This is a genomic window from Micromonospora sp. NPDC048935, from assembly GCF_043197875.1.
Lineage (GTDB): Bacteria > Actinomycetota > Actinomycetes > Mycobacteriales > Micromonosporaceae > Micromonospora.
Map to the genome: position 1 here is coordinate 398,064 of NZ_JBICTZ010000007.1, position 18,456 is coordinate 416,519.

At 71.7% G+C, this 18,456-nt stretch carries 18 protein-coding genes; 6 read left to right on the forward strand and 12 right to left on the reverse strand.

All coding sequences use genetic code 11. From position 1 onward, the window contains the following. Positions 1 to 19 precede the first annotated feature (19 nt). Together ACGFIW_RS21600 and ACGFIW_RS21605 are read left to right on the forward strand one after the other, a co-directional pair. The gene (locus tag ACGFIW_RS21600; protein ID WP_393318385.1) at positions 20 to 1,171 is read left to right on the forward strand and encodes a sensor histidine kinase; all 1,152 of its coding nucleotides are present in this window, start codon (positions 20 to 22) and stop codon (positions 1,169 to 1,171) included. Then, on the forward strand, positions 1,171 to 1,824 hold the full coding sequence (locus ACGFIW_RS21605; protein WP_393318547.1) for a response regulator: 654 nt from the start codon (positions 1,171 to 1,173) through the stop codon (positions 1,822 to 1,824). The genes ACGFIW_RS21600 and ACGFIW_RS21605 overlap by 1 nt, the downstream gene beginning before the upstream one ends. Positions 1,825 to 1,881: 57 nt before the next feature. Here the strand turns inward: ACGFIW_RS21605 and ACGFIW_RS21610 are convergent, their stop codons facing one another. Both ACGFIW_RS21610 and htpG read right to left on the reverse strand, forming a co-directional pair. Then, positions 1,882 to 2,838, reverse strand: coding sequence for an SDR family oxidoreductase (locus ACGFIW_RS21610; RefSeq protein WP_393318388.1), 957 nt, complete (start codon positions 2,836 to 2,838; stop codon positions 1,882 to 1,884). A gap of 198 nt (positions 2,839 to 3,036) precedes the next feature. Continuing rightward, complete coding sequence (gene htpG, locus ACGFIW_RS21615) at positions 3,037 to 4,965, reverse strand: molecular chaperone HtpG (RefSeq protein WP_393318390.1); 1,929 nt, start codon at positions 4,963 to 4,965, stop codon at positions 3,037 to 3,039. Positions 4,966 to 5,116: 151 nt separating this feature from the next. Between htpG and ACGFIW_RS21620 the strand changes: the two genes are divergently transcribed. Continuing rightward, complete coding sequence (locus tag ACGFIW_RS21620; protein ID WP_393318393.1) at positions 5,117 to 5,815, forward strand: SDR family oxidoreductase; 699 nt, start codon at positions 5,117 to 5,119, stop codon at positions 5,813 to 5,815. A gap of 103 nt (positions 5,816 to 5,918) precedes the next feature. Here ACGFIW_RS21620 and ACGFIW_RS21625 read toward each other — a convergent pair whose 3' ends face one another. Both ACGFIW_RS21625 and ACGFIW_RS21630 read right to left on the reverse strand, forming a co-directional pair. Further along, positions 5,919 to 6,425 carry a hypothetical protein gene (locus ACGFIW_RS21625; protein WP_393318396.1) on the reverse strand — a complete coding sequence of 169 codons (507 nt, stop codon included), beginning with the start codon at positions 6,423 to 6,425 and terminating at the stop codon, positions 5,919 to 5,921. 135 nt (positions 6,426 to 6,560) lie between these two features. Next, positions 6,561 to 8,009 carry a M28 family peptidase gene (locus ACGFIW_RS21630; protein ID WP_393318399.1) on the reverse strand — a complete coding sequence of 483 codons (1,449 nt, stop codon included), beginning with the start codon at positions 8,007 to 8,009 and terminating at the stop codon, positions 6,561 to 6,563. A 204-nt stretch (positions 8,010 to 8,213) separates the two neighbouring features. On the opposite strand from ACGFIW_RS21630, the gene ACGFIW_RS21635 reads away from it, so the two are divergent. After that, positions 8,214 to 11,006: an ATP-binding protein gene (locus ACGFIW_RS21635; protein WP_393318402.1), complete on the forward strand. Its 2,793-nt coding sequence runs from the start codon at positions 8,214 to 8,216 to the stop codon at positions 11,004 to 11,006. A gap of 53 nt (positions 11,007 to 11,059) precedes the next feature. Here ACGFIW_RS21635 and ACGFIW_RS21640 read toward each other — a convergent pair whose 3' ends face one another. Together ACGFIW_RS21640 and ACGFIW_RS21645 are read right to left on the reverse strand one after the other, a co-directional pair. After that, the gene (locus tag ACGFIW_RS21640; protein WP_393318405.1) at positions 11,060 to 11,812 is read right to left on the reverse strand and encodes a hypothetical protein; all 753 of its coding nucleotides are present in this window, start codon (positions 11,810 to 11,812) and stop codon (positions 11,060 to 11,062) included. Continuing rightward, the gene (locus ACGFIW_RS21645; protein ID WP_393318408.1) at positions 11,809 to 12,309 is read right to left on the reverse strand and encodes a SigE family RNA polymerase sigma factor; all 501 of its coding nucleotides are present in this window, start codon (positions 12,307 to 12,309) and stop codon (positions 11,809 to 11,811) included. The genes ACGFIW_RS21640 and ACGFIW_RS21645 overlap by 4 nt, the downstream gene beginning before the upstream one ends. Before the next feature lie 138 nt (positions 12,310 to 12,447). Here ACGFIW_RS21645 and ACGFIW_RS21650 point away from each other — a divergent pair, with 138 nt between their 5' ends. Further along, positions 12,448 to 13,284, forward strand: coding sequence for a DUF3152 domain-containing protein (locus ACGFIW_RS21650; RefSeq protein ID WP_393318411.1), 837 nt, complete (start codon positions 12,448 to 12,450; stop codon positions 13,282 to 13,284). A gap of 23 nt (positions 13,285 to 13,307) precedes the next feature. On the opposite strand, the gene ACGFIW_RS21655 is transcribed toward ACGFIW_RS21650, so the two are convergent. Further along, positions 13,308 to 13,985, reverse strand: coding sequence for a hypothetical protein (locus ACGFIW_RS21655; RefSeq protein ID WP_393318414.1), 678 nt, complete (start codon positions 13,983 to 13,985; stop codon positions 13,308 to 13,310). A gap of 314 nt (positions 13,986 to 14,299) precedes the next feature. Here ACGFIW_RS21655 and ACGFIW_RS21660 point away from each other — a divergent pair, with 314 nt between their 5' ends. Continuing rightward, positions 14,300 to 15,019: a VOC family protein gene (locus ACGFIW_RS21660; protein ID WP_393318416.1), complete on the forward strand. Its 720-nt coding sequence runs from the start codon at positions 14,300 to 14,302 to the stop codon at positions 15,017 to 15,019. Positions 15,020 to 15,053: 34 nt separating this feature from the next. On the opposite strand, the gene ACGFIW_RS21665 is transcribed toward ACGFIW_RS21660, so the two are convergent. From ACGFIW_RS21665 to ACGFIW_RS21685, 5 genes are all read right to left on the reverse strand, one after another. After that, the gene (locus ACGFIW_RS21665; RefSeq protein WP_393318419.1) at positions 15,054 to 15,632 is read right to left on the reverse strand and encodes a dihydrofolate reductase family protein; all 579 of its coding nucleotides are present in this window, start codon (positions 15,630 to 15,632) and stop codon (positions 15,054 to 15,056) included. Next, a complete protein-coding gene (locus ACGFIW_RS21670; RefSeq protein WP_393318422.1) occupies positions 15,629 to 16,828 on the reverse strand; it encodes an RNA polymerase sigma factor in 1,200 nt (399 codons plus the stop codon). Before ACGFIW_RS21670 ends, ACGFIW_RS21665 begins: the two co-directional genes overlap by 4 nt. A gap of 20 nt (positions 16,829 to 16,848) precedes the next feature. After that, the gene (locus ACGFIW_RS21675) at positions 16,849 to 17,181 is read right to left on the reverse strand and encodes a YciI family protein (protein ID WP_393318425.1); all 333 of its coding nucleotides are present in this window, start codon (positions 17,179 to 17,181) and stop codon (positions 16,849 to 16,851) included. A gap of 62 nt (positions 17,182 to 17,243) precedes the next feature. After that, entirely contained in the window at positions 17,244 to 17,657 is a 414-nt protein-coding gene (locus ACGFIW_RS21680) for a DUF6069 family protein (protein ID WP_393318427.1), read from the reverse strand. A gap of 219 nt (positions 17,658 to 17,876) precedes the next feature. Then, positions 17,877 to 18,203 carry an L-rhamnose mutarotase gene (locus ACGFIW_RS21685; RefSeq protein ID WP_393318430.1) on the reverse strand — a complete coding sequence of 109 codons (327 nt, stop codon included), beginning with the start codon at positions 18,201 to 18,203 and terminating at the stop codon, positions 17,877 to 17,879. Positions 18,204 to 18,456: the final 253 nt, after the last annotated feature.

An 18,456-nucleotide genomic window follows, 5' to 3' on the forward strand; every position in this document is an offset into this window, starting at 1 on the left:
GCGGGACGATACTGCCGACGTGAAGCGGTACGTCAATCTCGCCGTCACCGGGGCTGCCGTCGCCACGACAGTGCTGCCCGCCCTGGCCGGCGGACCACGCGCCTGGTGGGCGCTGCCGCTCGCGGTCGCGTCGTCGGTGCCGGTGCTGTGGCGCGACCGCGCGTTGATCCCGGTCGCCGTCGTCGTGGGCGTCGCCACGACCGTCTCCGCCGCGCTCGGCGCGCCTCCGCTGCTGCCGGTCGGCCCGCTCGTCTGCCTCTACACGTTCGCGGCACGGTCCGCCCTGCCGATCCGACTGCTGGGCATCGTGCTCACCGCCGCCGGCCTGGTGCTGTCACTGCTGTATCCCCACCCGGACGTGGAGGTGCTGCGGTACCTGTCGGTCGCCTACGTCTTCGCGTACGCCCTGGGGACCAGCGCCCGCGCCCGCCGCACCCAGGCCACCGCCCTCGCCGAACGTGATCGTCGCGTCGTCGGTGAGCGGGCGGCGGCCGTGTTGCGCGAACGCACCCGCATCGCCCACGACCTGCACGACATCCTCACCCACGCGGTCGGTGTCATGATCGTCCAGGCGGAGGCGGGTCCGCTCCTGGTCCGCCCCCACCCGGAACGCGCCGACGCCACCTTCGCCACGATCGCCGCCACCGGCCGGGACGCGGTGGTCCAGCTCCGCCGCGCGGTCGGCAGCCTGCGCGAGCCCGCCGACCACCCACTCGACCAGCCGGGTCTGGCCCACCTCGGCGCCCTCGTCGAACGCGTCCGCGCCACCGGGCTGGACGCCGTGCTCACCGTCGCGTCCGGACCCGTCTCCGGTCCGCGGCCCGAGCCGCCGGCCGGGCATGTCGCCGGATCGCCCGTGGAACCACCCGCGGACGTGGGGGTCGCCGCCTACCGGATCGTGCAGGAGTCGCTGACCAATGTGGTCCGGCATGCCGAGGCCGGGTCGGTCCGTATCCTGCTGGACTACACGGCCGAGGCCCTGACCGTGTCGATCACCGATGACGGCCACGGCGATCGGGGCTGTGCCGCCGGCCTGCCCGGCTACGGGATCATCGGCATGCGCGAGCGGGCCCAGTCCTGCGGCGGAACCCTGCACACCGGCCCCGCCCCGGACGGCCACGGCTTCACCGTCACCGCCACCCTCCCCCTGCGGGCACCGGCGGCGTGCTGATGCTGCGCGTCGTGCTCGCCGACGATCAGGACCTGTTCCGGGCCGGGTTCGCGACGATCCTCGGTGCCGAGCCGGACATCGAGGTGGTCGCCGAGGCCGCCGACGGCGCGGGTGCCGTGCGGGCCGCCCTCGTGCACCGGCCCGACGTCGTCCTGATGGACATGCGCATGCCCGTCCTCGACGGTGTTGCCGCGACCCGTCAGGTGTGCGCCCGTACGCCGAGCAGGGTCCTGGCCCTGACCATGTTCGACACCGACGACTACCTGTACGCGGCCCTGCGTGCCGGTGCCAGCGGCTTCCTGCTCAAGGACGCCCCACGGGCCGACCTGGTGAACGCGGTACGCGTGGTCGCCGCCGGCGACGCGTTGCTCGCTCCCGCCGTCACCGCACGGGTGATCGGCGAGTTGCACCGGCGCGGTCACCCGGACCCGGCCCTCGTGGCCGCGGTGACCGCCCTGACCGCCCGCGAGGCGGACGTGTTGCGCCTGATCGCGGCCGGCCTGTCCAACGCGGAGATCGCCGCGCACCACCACCTGAGCGAGCACACGGTGAAGACCCATGTCGGCAACCTGCTCGCCAAGCTGCACCTGCGCGACCGAGCCCAGGCGGTGATGGTCGCCTACGAGTCCGGCCTGGTGGTCCCGGGCCGGTGACCGGCGGCGGAGTCAGGGAACGATGCGATGCGGTAACGCGGGTGGAGCGACCGACGCTCAGCGGAACAGTTCGGCGTTCTCGACCGCCCAGTCGTCGACGCCGCGTAGTGGGCGGCCAATGATCTCGTGCACGGTCGGCCGTTGGGCGAGCGTCCAGGCGGTGAGTTCAGCGAGCCGCGCCCCGTATTCCTCGAGCGCGTACAGCGTCACGTCGATGCCACTGTCGGGCCAGCCGCCACGCCGCCACCTCGCCCGGCTCTCGTCGGGCGTCACCTCGACGGTGGCGATGTCGCGGCCGATGGCTCTGGCGATGCTCGCCACCCGCGAACGGCTGCTGATCGGCAGACCGACGGCCTCCAACACGGCGCCGACGTGGTCGTCGACGCGCAGCGCCGCCGCCGCGACCGCGGCGAGGTCGTCCTCGTGGATGAAGGGGTAGTGGCCGCCGCCCAGAAACGCCTCCCGTACGACACCATCGCCCCGGATCATCTCCGGCCAGTCCGATCCCGTCGCCGGATAGGTGCCCTCGATCATCGCCCCCAGCACCGCCGACGGGCGGATGTGCGTCCACTCCATCCCGGAGCACTCGGCGGCCCGCTCGATGGCCAACCAGAACCACGTCTCCGGCGGATGGTTCTCTTCGTACTCCGGCCCGTGCGAGGACAGCACGACGACGCGCCGTACACCGGCATCCCGGGCGGCCTCCAGGGCATCCCGTACCGTCGTCGGAACGGCTCCGGCGAGGAAGACGCCGTGGACGCCGTCGAAGACCCCGGCGCACTCGCGCGGGCGGGTGATGGATCCCTCGACGACCTCGACCGCGTCGGGCCAGTCATCGGCCTGGCCGGGCTCGGCGAGAACCCGCACCCTGTCGCCGGCGCCCAGCAGTTGCCGAGCCAGGCTCCGCCCGACGATCCCGGTGGGGCTGCTGCCCGCATCCTTGCGGGCGTTGACCGCGGTCAACAGGCGCAGACGGGTGTGCGATGGATTCGTCGGTCGATTGTCTGCGGGCATGGCAAGACTCCCAGCACGAAAGCGGAGATCTTGCGCCTCCCGCTGGCCGGGAGGGTGCGGACCTTGAGGTCGCCGACGTTACCAGGCGAGGGGCACCAGCCTCGTCGATCATGAAGTTGTGGTGCCTGTTGGGCACTGTGACGGGCGCTTTGTCACCCACCACAACTCCATGATCGACGAGGCGACCTGGTAGACGGCTTACAGGGTGCGCGCCAGCCGGTCGGCGAGCGTCCGGGTGAAGCGGGCCGGGTCGGTCAGCTCACCGCCCTCGGCGAGCACCGCCAGGCCGTAGAGCAGCTCGGCGGTCTCGGTCAGGGCGGTGGGGTCACTGCCCTGCTCGTGGGCCTTGCGCAGCCCGGAGACGAGCGGGTGCCCCGGGTTGATCTCCAGGATCCGCTTGGTCGCGGGGATCTCGTGCCCCATCGCCCGGTACATCTTCTCCAGGGTCGGGGTGAGGTCCTGGGCGTCGCCGACGACGCACGCCGGTGAGGTGGTCAGCCGGGACGACAGGCGGACCTCCCGGACGCTGTCGGTCAGGGTGGTGCCCAGCCAGTCGAGCAGCCCGGCGAACTCCTGTCGCTGCTGCTCGCGCTCGGCCTCGGCCTGCTGCTTCTCCTCGTCGGTGTCCAGGTCGATCTCGCCCTTGGCGATCGAGCGCAGCGGCCGACCGTCGTACGTGCCGACCCGCTCGACCCACACCTCGTCGACCTGGTCGGTGAGCAGCAGCACCTCGTGGCCCTTGGCCCGGAACGCCTCCAGGTGCGGGGAGTTCTCGATGGCGGCCCGGGACTCACCGGTGGCGTACCAGATGTCGCTCTGGCCGTCCTTCATCCGCGCCACGTAGCCGGCCAGGTCGGTGGGCTCGGCGGGGTCGTTGGTGGAGGCCACCGACAGGATGTCCAGCAGCGTGTCCCGGTTGTCGGTGTCGTCGATCAGCCCTTCCTTGACCACCGCGCCGAACTCGGTCCAGAAGGTGCGGTAGCGCTCGGCGTGGTTGGCCTTCAGGTCCTTGACGGTGGCGAGGACCTTCTTGACCAGGCGGCGGCGGACGATCTGGATCTGCCGGTCCTGCTGGAGGATCTCCCGGGAGATGTTCAGCGACAGGTCGTGCGCGTCGACCACGCCCTTGACGAAGCGCAGGTAGGTCGGGACGAGCGCCTCGCAGTCGTCCATGATGAACACGCGCTTGACGTAGAGCTGGACCCCACGTCGGCCCTGCGGGGAGAACAGGTCCAGTGGGGCGTGGCTGGGCAGGAACAGCAGCGCCTCGTACTCGAAGGTGCCCTCGCCCTTCATGTGCACGACCTCGAGGGGGTCGGCCCAGTCGTGGCTGACGTGCTTGTAGAACTCGTTGTACTCGGCGGCGTCGACCTCGTCGCGGGGCCGCGCCCAGAGTGCCTTCATCGAGTTGAGGGTCTGCACCTCGCTGGTGGCGGCCTCGCCGTCGGTGCCGGGGCGCTCGACGGTCATCCGGATCGGCCAGGCGATGAAGTCGGAGTATCGCTTGACGATCTCGCGGATGGTCCACTCGGCGGTGTAGTCGTGCAGGTTGTCCTCGGTGTCGACCGGCTTCAGGTGCAGGGTCACCGTGGTGCCCTGCGGTGCCTCGTCGACGGCCTCGATCGAGTACGTGCCCTCGCCGGTGGACTCCCAGCGGGTGCCGCCGGTCTCGCCGGCCTTGCGGGTCAGCAGGGTGACCCGGTCGGCGACCATGAACGCGGCGTAGAAGCCGACACCGAACTGGCCGATCAGGTCCTGCTTGGCGTGGGCGTCGGCGGATTCGCGCAACTGACGCAGCAGCTCGGCGGTGCCGGACTTGGCGATGGTGCCGATCAGCGCGACCACCTCGTCGCGGGTCATCCCGATGCCGTTGTCCCGCACGGTGAGGGTGCGGGCGTCCCGGTCGACCTCGAGGGCGACGTGCAGGTCGTCGGTGTCGGCGACGAGGTCCTTGTCGACAAGCGTGGCCAGCCGGAGCTTGTCCAGGGCGTCGGACGCGTTCGAGATGAGCTCCCGTAGGAAGACGTCCTTGTTCGAATAGATCGAGTGGACCACCAGCTGGAGGAGCTGACGCGCCTCGGCCTGGAATTCCAACGTTTCGGCCTGGTTGCTCACACCGTCTCCCATCTCGGCTCGTGCGGAGGTTCGCGGAAAGGATACGAGTCGTCACCCGCCGCGTGGTGACCGCATCCCGTCGTATTCCCGATCGGGACGGGTCGCCCCGGTGTGAGATGGCTGACTTTGGCACACAGAAGTCAGGTGGGATAGCGTCGCCGCCATGAAGATCGCAGGCAGCACCGCCCTCGTCACCGGCGCCAACCGCGGCTTCGGCCGCCACCTCGCCGCCGAACTCCTCGCCCGTGGCGCCACCGTCTACGCCGGCGCCCGCAACCCGGACACCGTCGACCTGCCCGGCGTGACGCCGGTGCGCCTCGACATCACCGACCCCGCCTCGGTGGCCGCCGCCGCCAAGCAGGCCGGCGACGTCAACCTCCTGATCAACAACGCCGGCATCGACACCCGCACCGACCTCATCGACGGTGACCTGGACCTCATCCGGCTGGAGCTGGAGACCCACTACGTCGGCACGCTGTCCACGATCCGGGCGTTCGCGCCGGTCATCACCGGCAACGGCGGCGGCACGATCCTCAACGTGCTCTCCGTGCTCTCCTGGGTGAACTTCCCGATGCACGGGGCCTACGGCGCGGCGAAGTCCGCCGAGTGGGCGATGACAAACGCGCTGCGCCTCCAGCTCGCCGAGCGGGGCGTCCGGGTCGCCGGTCTGCACGTCGGCTACCTGGACACCGACATGGCCGCGACGGTGACCAGCGCGAAGTCCGACCCGGCGGTGATCGCCCGGCTCGGCGTGGACGGCATCGAGGCCGACGCGTACGAGATCGTCGCCGACGACATCAGCCGGCAGGTGCAGGCCGGACTGGCCGGCGGTGTCGCCGCACTCTACCCGCAGCTCCCCTGACCCGCGACACCACGGCCGCGACCGGGCCGCCGCCGGCTCCCACGGCGGCGGCCCGTCTCCGGGTACGCGGGCGACCCGCGTACCCCGACTCGACGCAGGTCGCTCAGCAGCCACCGCAGCTGTAGAAGAGGATGTCCCAGTGGCTGCCCTCCCTGGTGTAGAGGTTGCCGGAGGGAGCGCGGTACTGGTAGCCGAAGCCGGCGATGTAGCCGACGTAGGTGTAGTTCGCCGAGATGTAGTTCTGGATGCAGGTGCTCAACGCGATGTCGAGCTTGTAGCCGTTCCAGTGGCTGTACGTGCCCCCGGCGTGCCCGACCTCGGTGCCGGCGGTGACGGTGACCGCGCAGCCGCTGGCCCGCTTGAAGGTGATGATGCCGTCGATGGTGACCTGCCGCACCCCGTCGAACGAGGTGCAGGTGGGCACGTTGCGGTCGCTACAGCCGCCGCTGGAGGTCCAGGAGATGCCGGCGGCGCGCAGTTGTGAGGTGGCGCTGGAGTGGCTGATGGCGAAGGCCGGGGCGGCCAGGCCCAGCGCGGCGCCGACCGCGGCGAGGGTGGCCACGAGCAGCGTGAGCACGCGGCGGCGCAGGGTGGGTCGGGTGGATGACATGGCACTCCCGTTCGCATGAGGGGTGAAATTTTGCGAATCAGGGGCCGGCCTTGAAGGGTTTTTACCAGAGATCGACGAGCGTGACTAGAGGTCGGGTGGAGGGGACGCTCGCCGCCCGCCTCCACCCGACGCCCGTCAGCTCGCCTGCAACGTCACGTCGTCGATCACGAAGCTCGTCTGCAACGACGAGTCCTCGGTCCCGGTGAACCGCAGCGTCACCGTCTGCCCGGCGAACCCGGCCACGTTGAAGCTGCGCTGGACGTAGCCGGAGGCGGCGTTGAGGTTCGAGTACGTGGCAAGCGTGGTCGAACCCACCTGCACGGCGAGCCGGTCGTACGCCGTGGACCCGGTGGTCTCGGCCGTGTCGATGTGCAGCCAGAACGACAGCGTGTAGGTGGCGCAGCCGGCCGGCAGGGTCACCGACTGGTACAGGCTCTCGGTGCGGGTGCTGCCGTTGCCGCCCAGCCACGCCTTGTACGACCCGGTCCGGGCCGGCTGGCCGCCGGCATTGGTGATCACACCGGAGGACGCGGTCCACGGCGTGCCGCCGCTCTCGAAGCCACCGTTGCCGACCACCTGACCGCCGGTGCAGCTCGGGGTGCCCCCACTGACGGCGAGCTGCCACAGCGCGTACGCCACACCGTCGGCCGCCCGGTTCAACACGGTGGCACTGACGTTCGCGGTGGTGTCGCAGGCCCGGTGGTAACACGGGTCGTACGCGGAGTTGGCGGTGCCGCCCCACTTGGCCGCCTGGGAGCTGGTCTTGCGGGCGCTGGCGCCGGCCGCGTAGCCAGAGGTGGGGATGCCGGCCTGCTGGAAGTAGTAGTCGTCGGAGCGGCCCTGACCCTCGACGTTCTCCTCCGGCGACAGGCCCAACGAGTCCCAGTACGCCTTCAGCGGCGCCGCGGTGGTCGAGCTGACCCGGTTGATGAAGTAGCCGCCGTTGACCGAGCCGACCATGTCGAAGTTGTAGTAGCCCTTGATATAGCCGCGCTGGGTGCTGCTGAGCGAGTTGACGTAGAACCGGGAGCCGTTGAGCCCCTGCTCCTCGTCGGTCCACCAGGCGAACCGGACCCGCTTCGTCATCGTCGGGTTCTGCGCGGCCAGGACCAGCGCGTTCTCCAGCAGGGTCGCCGAGCCGGTGCCGTTGTCGTTGATGCCCGGACCGACCGAGACCCCGTCCAGGTGCGCGCCGAACATGACGACCTGGTCGGCCGGCCCGCCCGGCCACTCCGCGACCAGGTTGTTCGAGGGGTACGTGCAGCTGGAGCAGTACTGCTCGCTGACGGTGTAGCCGGCCGACTGCAACCTGGTCTTCACGTAGGCGAGCGAGGCGGTGTAGCCGGCCGAGCCGGCCCGGCGGTTGCCGCCGTTGCTGCTGGCGATGGCGTTGAACTGGGTCAGGTGGGCCTGGACGTTGGCGACGGAGATGTCCGGTGCGGCCAGGGCGGCGGCGGACGCGGCGATCGGCCGGGCCACTGTCGCGGTGGTGGGCGACGCGGTCGCCGGCTGGGCGGCCAGCGTCACCGTCATGCCGGCGAACACGGCGAGCGCGACACCCGCGCTCAGCGTTCTGCCTCTCATGGGGGCTCCTCGGGGGTTGGAGAGATACCCGTGAGACTTACAGATGTCTATGTCGCGAGCATCGGTCGTTCGTTTCGAACCGCCACCGCTTCGACGGTAGGTACCGGCGTCGGCACAGGTGAGTAGAGGTGTCAGGATGGGTAGGTAACGCCAGCAGGGGTCGTGGGGCCCGGAACGGGGGCTTGCGATGGGGTCGGGTCAAGCGTGACGGGACCCCGCAGCGACCTGTTCACCGGTGGCGGTGACACCGGCCGGTTGATGGCAGAGCTGGACTGGACACGCACCCCACTCGGTCCGGTGAGCGGCTGGCCGCAGAGCCTGCGCGCCGCCGTCCGGATGGTGCTCTCGTCCCGGTACCCGATGCTGCTGCTCTGGGGAGAGACCTTCTCCCAGCTCTACAACGACGCGTACTCCGCGCTGATCGGCGACAAACACCCGGCCGCGCTCGGCGACGACGTACGGGTCACCCTGGCCGAGGGTTGGGATGTCCTCGCCCCGCTCATCGAGCAGGCCACGGCGACCGGGGTGGCCAGCTGGGTCCCCGCCCTGCGGCTGCTGCTGGAGCGGGCCGGCTACCGCGAGGAGGCGTACTTCAGCGTCTCGCACGCCCCGGTCCGCGACGACGACGGCCGCACCGTCGGCGTCCTCACCGTGTGCAGCGAGGTCACCGAGCAGGTGGTCGGCGAACGCCGGCTGCGGCTGCTGCGTGACCTGTCCGTTCTCGGCGACGGGCGCACCGTCGACGTGCACGCCACCAGCACCCGGCTCACCGACGCGATCGAGGAGCATCCGCTGGACGTGCCGTTCACCGCCATCTACCTGCGCGACGGCGCGGTGCTGCGGCGGGTCGCCTGCACGGGCGGCGACCAGGGGTACGCGGGGGCACTGCCGGACACCGTCGAGCTGGCCGACCCCGGCCCGGTCGCGGACGCGTGGGGGCTGGCGGACGCCGCGCAGGGCCGAGCAAGCCGGGTGTCCGACGTCGCCGACCGGCTGCCACTGCCCGGCGGCCCCTGGGGCGACCCGGTCCGCACGGCGTTGGCGCTGCCGCTGCCCTCGGGCGGTGAGGACCAGCCGCTCGGTGTCCTGCTGGCCGGGGTCAGCCCCAGCCGGGGGCTCGACGAGGCGTACCGGTCCTTCTACCAACTCCTGGCCCAGCAGATCTCCGTGGCGTTGCGCAACGCACAGGAGTACGAGCAGGAGCGGCGTCGGGTCGAGGCGCTCGCCGAACTGGACCGGGTGAAGAACGACTTCTTCGCCAACGTCAGCCACGAGTTCCGCACCCCGCTGACCCTCATCCTCGGCCCGCTCACCGACGCCCTCTCCGACGCCTCCGCGCCGCTGGCCGCGGTGCAGCGGGAGCGGGTGGAGACCTCCTGGCGTAACGCCACCCGACTGTTGACCCTGGTCAACAGCCTGCTCACCTTCTCCAGCCTGGAGGCCGGACGGGCCCGCAGCGACGCCCGCGTGGTCGACCTGGCGGCGCTCACCGCCGAGCTGGCCGGCGTGTTCCGGGCCGCCGTCGAGCGGGCCGGGCTGACCCTCGAGGTGGTCTGCCCGCCGCTGCCCCGCCCGGTCACCGTCGACCCGGTCAACTGGGAACGCATCGTCACGAACCTGCTGTCCAACGCCCTGAAGTACACGTTCATCGGCCGCATCCGGGTCGCCCTGGAAGCCGACGACGAGGAGGTCCGCCTCACCGTCACGGACACCGGCATCGGCATCGCCGAACCGGACCTGCCGAAACTCTTCGAACGCTTCCACCGGGTCCGGGGTGCCCGTTCCCGCAGCCACGAGGGCACGGGCATCGGCCTGGCCCTGGCGTACGAGTTGGCCCGGCTGGAGGGTGGCGACGTGCGGGTGGCGAGCCGGGTGGGTGTCGGCAGCACGTTCACCGTGGCGCTGCCCTGGTCGGCGGCTCGCCGCACGGCGGTGAGCGAGCCGTCGCCGGTCGGACGGGGCGACGCGGCCCGTGCCACCGCCCAGGAGGCGATGGGCTGGCTCACCGAGCCGGGCGGCGACCCGCCCGAGCCCGGCGACGCCTCCGGTCCGGCCGTGGACGAGCTGGCCGGGGCTCGGATCCTCGTCGCCGACGACAACGCCGACATGCGGGCATACCTCACGCGGCTGCTCACCGGGCAGGGTTGGCGGGTGCGGGCCGTCACCGACGGCCGGCAGGCCCTCGACGAGGTCCACCGCGACCGTCCGGACCTGGTCCTCACCGACGTGATGATGCCGGTGCTGGACGGCTTCGACCTGGTCCGCCGGCTCCGCGCGGACCCGGCGACCCGGTCCCTGCCGGTGCTGGTCCTCTCCGCCCGTGCCGGCGGTCAGGCCAGCGTGGAGGGTCTCACCCTGGGCGCCGACGACTACCTGGTGAAGCCGTTCGCCGCGGCCGAGCTGATCGCCCGGGTCCGGGCCGGCATCCGGCGGGCCCGCCGCCACTCGGCCGCCGCCGCCACCCCACCTTCGGCGGTCGACGTGGCGTCGGCGCGGCCCGACCCCCGCAACACGGTCGCGCCGCCCCGGCCGGTCGCGGTCGGGCGGGACGCGCCGGTCCTGGCGCAGGCCCCGACCGACCCGAACGGGCTGGGCGACCCGAACGGGCTGGGCGACCTCGTGGACGTCGGGTGGACCTACCCGTCCGCACCCACCTCGGCGGCGGCCATGCGTCGGGACGTCCGGCTGATGCTCGACGACCTCGACGTCGACCCGGACGTGGTGGAGGATCTTCTGCTCGCCGCGTCCGAGGCGATGAACAACGCCGTCGAGCACGCGCAGCGGCCCAGCCGCCCGGAGGTGCGGGTCCGGCTCCAGGTGGGCGGCGGGCTGATCCGGATCTCGGTGCGCGACTTCGGCACCTGGCGGGACCGCCGGCCGGCGATGGATCGCGGGCGCGGCGCGTTGCTGATGAACGCCTACGGCGACGTGCGGCTGGTCTCCACGGCCGAGGGCACGACGGTGACCATCGAGCGCCGGTTGGACGATCCGGCCTGAGCCGGCCCGACGCGACAGGTCGGCGCGACAGGTCGGCGCGACAGGTCGGCGCGTCAGAGTCGGCGGCCGTTGGCGTCGCGGGCGATGATGCCGTCGAGCCGTTCCCCCGGGGTCAGCGTGGCCGGCTCGAACCAGAAGATCACCACCTGCTTGTCGAGACTCCACCGGGCCAACCGGGCATCGACCTGCCGACCGGCGACCGTGCCGATGATCCGGACGGCGGGGCCGACGAAGTAACCGAAGGTGGGCACCGGTTCGGCGGACAGGCTCTCGTCGTAGCCGATCTCGTGGAACCCGGCGCTGCGGTCGGACCCGTCGACGTCGTTGACCAGGATGTCCGTGGTCAGCAGGCCGTCCGGACCCTGACGACCGGCGGCCAACCCGATGGTCACCCCCGGCTCGCCGGACACCGACACCCCGACCATGTAGTAGACCCGGCGGTCGGAGCCGTGCCGCACCCCGCTGTCGATCAGCTGGCCCTGGGGCTTCGGGGCCGGGACGTCGCGGACCTTCGTCGGCGGTGGCGTGGGCTTCATCGCTTCCGGCACCATCGAGACACCGGACGACGGCGACCCGACGGCGACCGGCGGTGGACGCTCGGAGGCGGGCGGATCGCCCGGCCGGGTGACGACCCCCACCACGACGACGGCGGCGACCCCGGCCGCGAGCGTCGCCGTTCCCGCTCCGGCGACCCGCCGACGGGTACGCAGCCGACGCCCCTCGCGCATCACCAGGGTCAGGTCGAGCATGGCGTCGGGGCGCTCGGTCGCCCGCATGGCGTCGCGGAGCCGTTCCCACTCGCTCATCGGCGCGCCTCCCTGTCGGCCGGCCGCGGCGCGGCGGTGCGCAGCTTCTCCAAAGCTCGCGAGCTGGTGCTCTTGACCGTGCCCACGGACACGGCGAGGTCCCGGGCCACCTGCGCCTCCGGAAGGTCGAAGTAGTAGCGCAACACGACGATGGCCCGCTCACGAGGGCTGAGCGCGCCCAGGATGGTGATCAACCACTGCCGGGTGGCCACCTCGTCGGCCACGTCGTCGCGCCGCTGTTCCGGCACCTCGTCGGTCGGATACTCCCGCATCGGTCGCCGCCACCCGTCGACCAGGTGGTTGACCAGGGTACGGCGGGCGTACCCGTAGGCATCGTCGTCGTGGACCCGCGACCAGGACGCGTAGGTGCGGACCAGCGCGGTCTGCGCGGCGTCCTCGGCCTGGTGGTGGTCGCCGGTCATCAGGAACGCGGCATGCACGAGTCGCGCGGACGCCGCTCTCGCGAACTCGACGAACTCCGCGTCACCCCGCGCCACCGTGAACCCTCCCCCGTGCCACCACTGCTAGGGACGGGCGAGACCGGAAAAAGGTTGAGCCGAAATCACCTCAACCTTTCGCCGGTCTCGCCCGTCTTCTCCTCCGCTGCCGCCGATCGGCGGAGCGAGGGGAGAGACATGTCGACGAAGGTTACCCGCCGGTGGCGTATCGCCTCGGGGGCGTCACTGCTGGTGGTGGCGCTGCTCACCGGGTGTGCGCCGACAACCCCCGGGCAGGCCGACGCCGACCCCGTCGCCGCCGCGCCCCCGCCCCGCGGGTCGGCTCCGACCACCGCCGCGGGTCGGCCGACCGGAGTCACCGGTGTCCCACCCACGTCCGCGTCCGCCGTCCCGGTCGCCTACCCCGCCTCCGGCAGCAACCGCTGGTCGACGGCGTCCGCCGAGGCCGCAGCCGCGCACGGGACCGGCGGTCGGTTGCTGCGCTACCGGATCGCGGTGGAGCGCGACATCCGGGGCCTGCCGGTGGACGACATCGCCACGGCGATCTCCACGACCTTGAACGACCCCCGCGGGTGGACGGCCGGCGGGGCGTGGCGGCTGCGCCGGGTGGGTGCCGGTGACCCGACCGACTTCACCATCTACCTGGCGACCCCCGGCACCCGTGACACGCTCTGCCAGGACGTGCCCGACGCCTACACCTCGTGCCGCAACGGGGGCCGGGTGGTGCTCAACGTGGCGCGCTGGGTCAAGGGGGTGCCGGGCTACGGCGCGACCCTGACCACCTACCGGGAGTACATGGTCAACCACGAGGTGGGGCACAAGCTCGGGTTCGGTCACGAGCGGTGCCCCGGGCAGGGCCGGCCGGCGCCGGTGATGCAGCAGCAGACGTTGGGCCTGCACGGCTGCACGGCGAACGCCTGGCCGTACCCGAAGGGCACGGCCCGCTACAGCGGGCCGGTCGGGGCGTACGACGACGACATCCCGCGGCGTGAGGGCGCGTACTCGGCGCCCTGATCCCGACGACCGGAGGCCGTGCCTCAGGAGCGGCGACGCTCCTGTTCGACCCGCTCGTCCAGCCGGCCCAACTCGTAGATGTCGGTGAGGCTGGTCGGCAGCCGCCGGACGTTGTCCGGCGTGGGGTCGGGACCCGCCTCGGGGTCGAGGGACGGCACGGGCGCGGAGGACGGCACGGGCGCGGAGGACGGCACGGGCGCGGAGGACGGCACGGGCGCGGAGGACGCCCGGCGGCGGCGCAGGAACAGCAGCGCCAGCACCGCGAGGGCGGCGGCGACCAGCAGGGAGTACGCGAGGGGCCAACCGTCGCGAGCGGGGCTGACGAGCACCGGCGAGGCAGCCGAAGCGGGGGTGTCGACGCCGTCGCGCGGGGACACGGCGGCCTCGCGGGTGCCCGTGCCGGTGGTGGGGCCGGCGGGGGCGGCGGGTGCCGCCGGTGTTCGGACAGCGACCGACGACCCGGCGGGCGCAGGGGTCGCGCCGGGCCCCGCGGTGGTGGGGCGGTCGGTGGCCGTTGGTGACCCGGGCGTGGCCGCCGGGGTGGCGGTCGGCGTCGCGCTCGGCGTCGCGCCGTGGCCGAGCAGGTCGTCGACGATCCGGCCGACGCCACCGAGGAGGTCCCCCACCGGGTCCGAGGTGGCCGACGGGGACGGCGCGGGCGCGAGGGCCAGGGTCAACATGAGGGCGACGACGGCAGGCACGGCTCCACCTCCGGGGTGTCGGTGTGCCCGGCACCGTACCGCAGGGTGAAAGGTGTGGGTGACCCCGCCAGGCCGGCGGCGGGGACGCGACCCGCGCGTCCCCGCCGAGGTGTCCCCGACGGTCGGACGGACACACCGCCGACCTGGTCACCTGCGGGCACCGGCCACGGTCGGCCGGAGGTCCGGGGCGCCGTCTGAGGTGTACGTGGTGGCCAAGGCCGGGACTCGGCCGTCATCACCCGATTGGACGAGCAATGGCGATGATCGGCTTTTTTCATGTGCGACGGACACCTCACGACGCCTAGGAAGGACCCATGACCAACGAGGTGACCGTTCCCCTGCTGCCCTGCGCGTCCATCGACGACATCGTCACCTTCTACGAGGTTCTCGGCTTCCACACCACGTACCAGCAGCGCAAACCCAACCCGTACGTGGCGTTGCGACGCGACGACCTGCATCTGCACTTCTTCGAGATGGCCGGCTTCGACCCCGAGCAGTCCTACGGCTCCTGCCTGGTCCTCACCTCGGACATCGCGGAGCTGCACCGGGCATTCGCGGCGGGAATGCGGACCGCGTACGGCAAGGTCCTGGTGTCCGGGACACCGCGGATGACGCGTCCCCGGGCGCGACGAAACTACGACGGCGTGGGCGGGTTCAGCGTCATCGACCCGGGCGGCAACTGGATCCGCGTGGTCCAGAACGTCGCCGAAACGCCCGCGGCGGCGACGGTGCCGCCCGGACGGCTCGCGAAAGCCCTGGCGAACGCCGTCGTGCAGGGCGACTCCAGGGGTGACGTCCAGCAGGCCATCCGAATCCTCGACAGCGCACTCGCCCGCCCACAACCCGATGACGACCCGGTCGCGCAGGTGGAGGTCCTCGTCTACCGCGCCGAGCTGGCAATGGTGCTGCGCGACCAGGAGACCGCACGGCAGTTGCTGGCCCGCGCGGAAGCCGTCGTACTCAGTGCCGACGAGACCCGGCGCGCGGCGCCGACGTTCGAGGCCGCGGCCGACCTCTCGGCGGCGATGCGGTAGGCCGACGAGGGATCCGGATGGCCGAGGGCTTCGGTCAGGCGTGCAGGGTGGGCCGGTAGACGAGCTCCTGGGTGCGGCCGTCGAGGATCCGGCTCTCGATCAGCTCCAGGTCGAAGTCGGCCGCACCTTGGAAGATCGGCTCGGTACCGGTCTTCCCGGTGATCACCGGGAAGACCGTCACCTGGACGAAGTCGACCAGACCGGCGGCCATCAGCGCCCGGTTCATCGACAGGCTGCCGTGCGAGCGCAGGGGCACCTCGGACTCCTCCCTGAGCCGGGCGACGACGTCGACGGCGTCGCCGCGCGCGACAGTCGCGTCCGGCCAGTCGAGGGGGCCTTCCAGCGTGTTCGACACCACTGTCGCCGGGAGGGCCCTCATCCTGGTCACCCAGGCGTCGCGGACCTCGGATTCCTCGGTGCTCGCGGCCAGCATCTGCGCGAACACCCGGTACGTGCGGGCGCCGAAGACCATGCGCTGCTCCGCGGTGTAGGCGTCCAGCCGGTGCGCGAGCAGCTCGGGGCCCTGTTTACCCCAGTAACCACCCCAGTTGCCGCTGGTGGTGCCGAAGCCATCGAGGCTGGAGAAGACGTCGACGGTGTAGGTGGCGGTCATGATGCGCTCCTGCTGTGGGTGAGTGCGGCACGACGTGTCCGCAGGTGGGCGTACTCGGTCTCGTTGCTGGTCAGTGCCATGGCCTGGTCGTAGGCGGCCCGGGCCTCGTCGTCGCGTCCGAGCCGGACCAGCAGCTCGGCTCGGGTGGCGGGCAGCCGGTGGTAGCCCGGGAGGTCGGGGCCCGCCAACTCGGCGAGGGCCACCGCCGGTCCGTGCACCTCGGCGACGGCGACCGCACGGTTCAGCGCGACGACCGGGGTCGGCGCGAGCGCGAGGAGCTGGTCGTACAGCGCCAGAACCTGCGACCAGTCGGTGGCGGCTCCGTCGGTGTGCACCGCGCCGATCGCGGCCTGGATCTGGTACGGGCCGGGCCGGTCGCGCCGCAGGCATCGCCGGACCAGGTCGTGCCCCTCGGCGATGAGTGCCCGATTCCACAGTGACCGGTCCTGGTCGGCCAGCAGCACCAACTCGCCGGTCGGGCCGAGCCGGGCGGGGCGGCGTGCCTCGGTCAGCAGCAGCAGGGCGAGCAGGCCCAGCACCTCGGGCTCGTCGGGCATCAACGCGGCCAGCTCGCGGGCGAGCCGGATCGCCTCGGTGCACAGGTCCGTTCTGATCAGGGGGCCGGCGGTGGACGCGTAGCCCTCGTTGAACATCAGGTAGAGCACGGTGAGCACGTACGGCAGCCGGTCCGGCAGCTCGTGGTCGGCGGGTACCCGGTAGGGGATGCCCGCGTCGCGGATCTTCTTCTTCGCGCGCACGATCCGCTGCGCGACTGTCGACTCCTGGGTCAGGTAGGCCCGGGCGATCTCCGGTACGTCGAGACCGCCGAGCAGGCGAAGCGTGAGGGCGGTCCGCGCGTCCGGGCCGAGCGCCGGGTGGCAACAGGTGAAGATGAGTCGCAGTTGGTCGTCTTGCACCGGTCCCACCTCTCGGGGCTGGTCCTGTTGGTGCAGCAGCAGGGCCTGGGCGTGCCGGGCCTCCCGGGTCGACTCCCGGCGGAGCCGGTCGATCGCCCGGTTGCGGGCGGTGGTCACGATCCAGGCGCCAGGGTTCGGCGGCGGGCTCTGCCACTTCTGCAACGCGGTGGTGAAGGCGTCCTGGACCGCCTCCTCGGCAAGGTTGATGTCACCGAGGAGGCGGGTCAGGGTGGCGACGCAGCGGCCGTACTCCGCGCGGTAGATGCTCGCCAGGTCCATGTCGGCTGACCGGCTCCCGTTCAGGCCTGGGACAGGTCGTCGAAGGGGCGCACCTCGATCGGGCCGCAGGCCGCCGCGCACTTCTCGGCCCAGGCGAGTGCCTGGTCCAGGTCCGCGCACTTGATGACCCAGAACCCGGCGATGTGCTCCTTCGTCTCGGCGAACGGCCCATCGCTCATGGCGGTGGCACCGTTCTCGATCCGAACGACTGTGGCGCTGTCCGGCGACCGGAGCCCTCCGGCGAAGACCCAGGCGCCCGCGGCCTGCATCTCGTCGTTGATCCGGCCGGTCTCCCGGAACATGGTCTGCGTCTCCTCGTCGGACGGGTCCGGCTCACCCTCGACGACGTGCACGGACAGCAGGTACTTGCTTCATGACGATCCTCCGCTGGTTCGATGGTGGGACGGGCGGTCGGTCAGGCGGCCAGGCGACGGGCGACAGCAGGGATAACGATCGCGGCCGCGACCAGGTGAGTGAGCATCAGCAGCGCCTTGGTGGCCGCCCCCGCGTCGACGATCACGTCCGGCACCAGCGACAGGACCGTCAGCACGACCGTCGTGCGAACGAACACGCGCCGCGGGTGCCGGGCGAAGCGCGACAGCACCGCGGCGAGGATCACCCCGACCAGCGAGAACGCGGCGGTCAGCACACCGAAGCCCGACACCGGAATCGGCGCGTCGGCCACGTCGAGGCTGATCCCCGCCGCGCGGCCGACGGCGGCGACGGCCATGGTGGCGGCGCTCGCGGCGACCGTGGCGGCGATACCGGCCCGGATCAGCGCGCCGACTGTCGACGTGGTGGTGGGGGCGGTGGTCGCTGTGGTGGTCATCGTGTCCTCCGGTGGGTGTGTGGCCCGCCGTGGTGGCGGGCCCTCACCAGAGCTACGAACTGAACCAACGCCGATCGACAGGTACGCCCAAAAAATCTGCGACGCGCCCCACCCCGCCGCGATCTTGCACTTTCTGTCGGCTAAATGTTCCGCCTTGCGGCTTTCGTCGGGGCAGAAAGTGCAAGATCGACGTGGGGTGGCGGGCTTGGGGACCGCGGGCTAGGGCTGGTTGGGCGTCTTGTCGGTCAGGTGCCAGATCTCGCGCATCGGGGCCCACCAGTCCCCCGAGCCGGGCTCGGCGATCGACTCCTGACACGGGTCGGTCAGCTTCCACCACTCCTGCGTCTGCGGGTCCGCCGCGATCAGCCGCAGGTCGGCCTCGTAGTCGTCACCGACGTACTCGTAGTAGCCGAAGAGCAGGTCGTCGTGGAGAAAGATGGTGTAGTTGCGGAAGTTCGCCTCCCGCAGCGTCTGCTCGACGCTCGGCCAGACGTCGGCGTGTAACCGCAGATAGGTTTCCCGCTGCTCCGGGCGGAGTCGGATCACGCAGCCATGACGTTGCACGTCGTGCCCCCTCGTGTGAACTGGTCGAATCGAGCTGGCCCGGGGGCCACGATCAACGGCCGCACACCGTCCGCCGGCCGGTGGCCGTGGTGGACGATGCGCGCTGACCGCCGGACCAGGCCGTGTGCCGGTCCGAGCGACCGATGATCCCAGCAGCCCGCGTCGAGATCAACACTCCGCCGGTGCGAGGTGTCTACCCGCAGCGACCACGCCACCCAGGCCGTCGAAGGCGATC

What these genes read in the sequence shown, in the direction of transcription:
- ACGFIW_RS21605 (WP_393318547.1), top strand. Translation starts at nt 1,171, where the DNA reads ATGCTGCGCGTCGTGCTCGCCGACGATCAGGACCTGTTCCGGGCCGGG.
- ACGFIW_RS21610 (WP_393318388.1), bottom strand. Translation starts at nt 2,838, where the DNA reads ATGCCCGCAGACAATCGACCGACGAATCCATCGCACACCCGTCTGCGC.
- htpG (WP_393318390.1), bottom strand. Translation starts at nt 4,965, where the DNA reads ATGGGAGACGGTGTGAGCAACCAGGCCGAAACGTTGGAATTCCAGGCC.
- ACGFIW_RS21620 (WP_393318393.1), top strand. Translation starts at nt 5,117, where the DNA reads ATGAAGATCGCAGGCAGCACCGCCCTCGTCACCGGCGCCAACCGCGGC.
- ACGFIW_RS21625 (WP_393318396.1), bottom strand. Translation starts at nt 6,425, where the DNA reads ATGTCATCCACCCGACCCACCCTGCGCCGCCGCGTGCTCACGCTGCTC.
- ACGFIW_RS21630 (WP_393318399.1), bottom strand. Translation starts at nt 8,009, where the DNA reads ATGAGAGGCAGAACGCTGAGCGCGGGTGTCGCGCTCGCCGTGTTCGCC.
- ACGFIW_RS21640 (WP_393318405.1), bottom strand. Translation starts at nt 11,812, where the DNA reads ATGAGCGAGTGGGAACGGCTCCGCGACGCCATGCGGGCGACCGAGCGC.
- ACGFIW_RS21650 (WP_393318411.1), top strand. Translation starts at nt 12,448, where the DNA reads ATGTCGACGAAGGTTACCCGCCGGTGGCGTATCGCCTCGGGGGCGTCA.
- ACGFIW_RS21660 (WP_393318416.1), top strand. Translation starts at nt 14,300, where the DNA reads ATGACCAACGAGGTGACCGTTCCCCTGCTGCCCTGCGCGTCCATCGAC.
- ACGFIW_RS21665 (WP_393318419.1), bottom strand. Translation starts at nt 15,632, where the DNA reads ATGACCGCCACCTACACCGTCGACGTCTTCTCCAGCCTCGATGGCTTC.
- ACGFIW_RS21670 (WP_393318422.1), bottom strand. Translation starts at nt 16,828, where the DNA reads ATGGACCTGGCGAGCATCTACCGCGCGGAGTACGGCCGCTGCGTCGCC.
- ACGFIW_RS21680 (WP_393318427.1), bottom strand. Translation starts at nt 17,657, where the DNA reads ATGACCACCACAGCGACCACCGCCCCCACCACCACGTCGACAGTCGGC.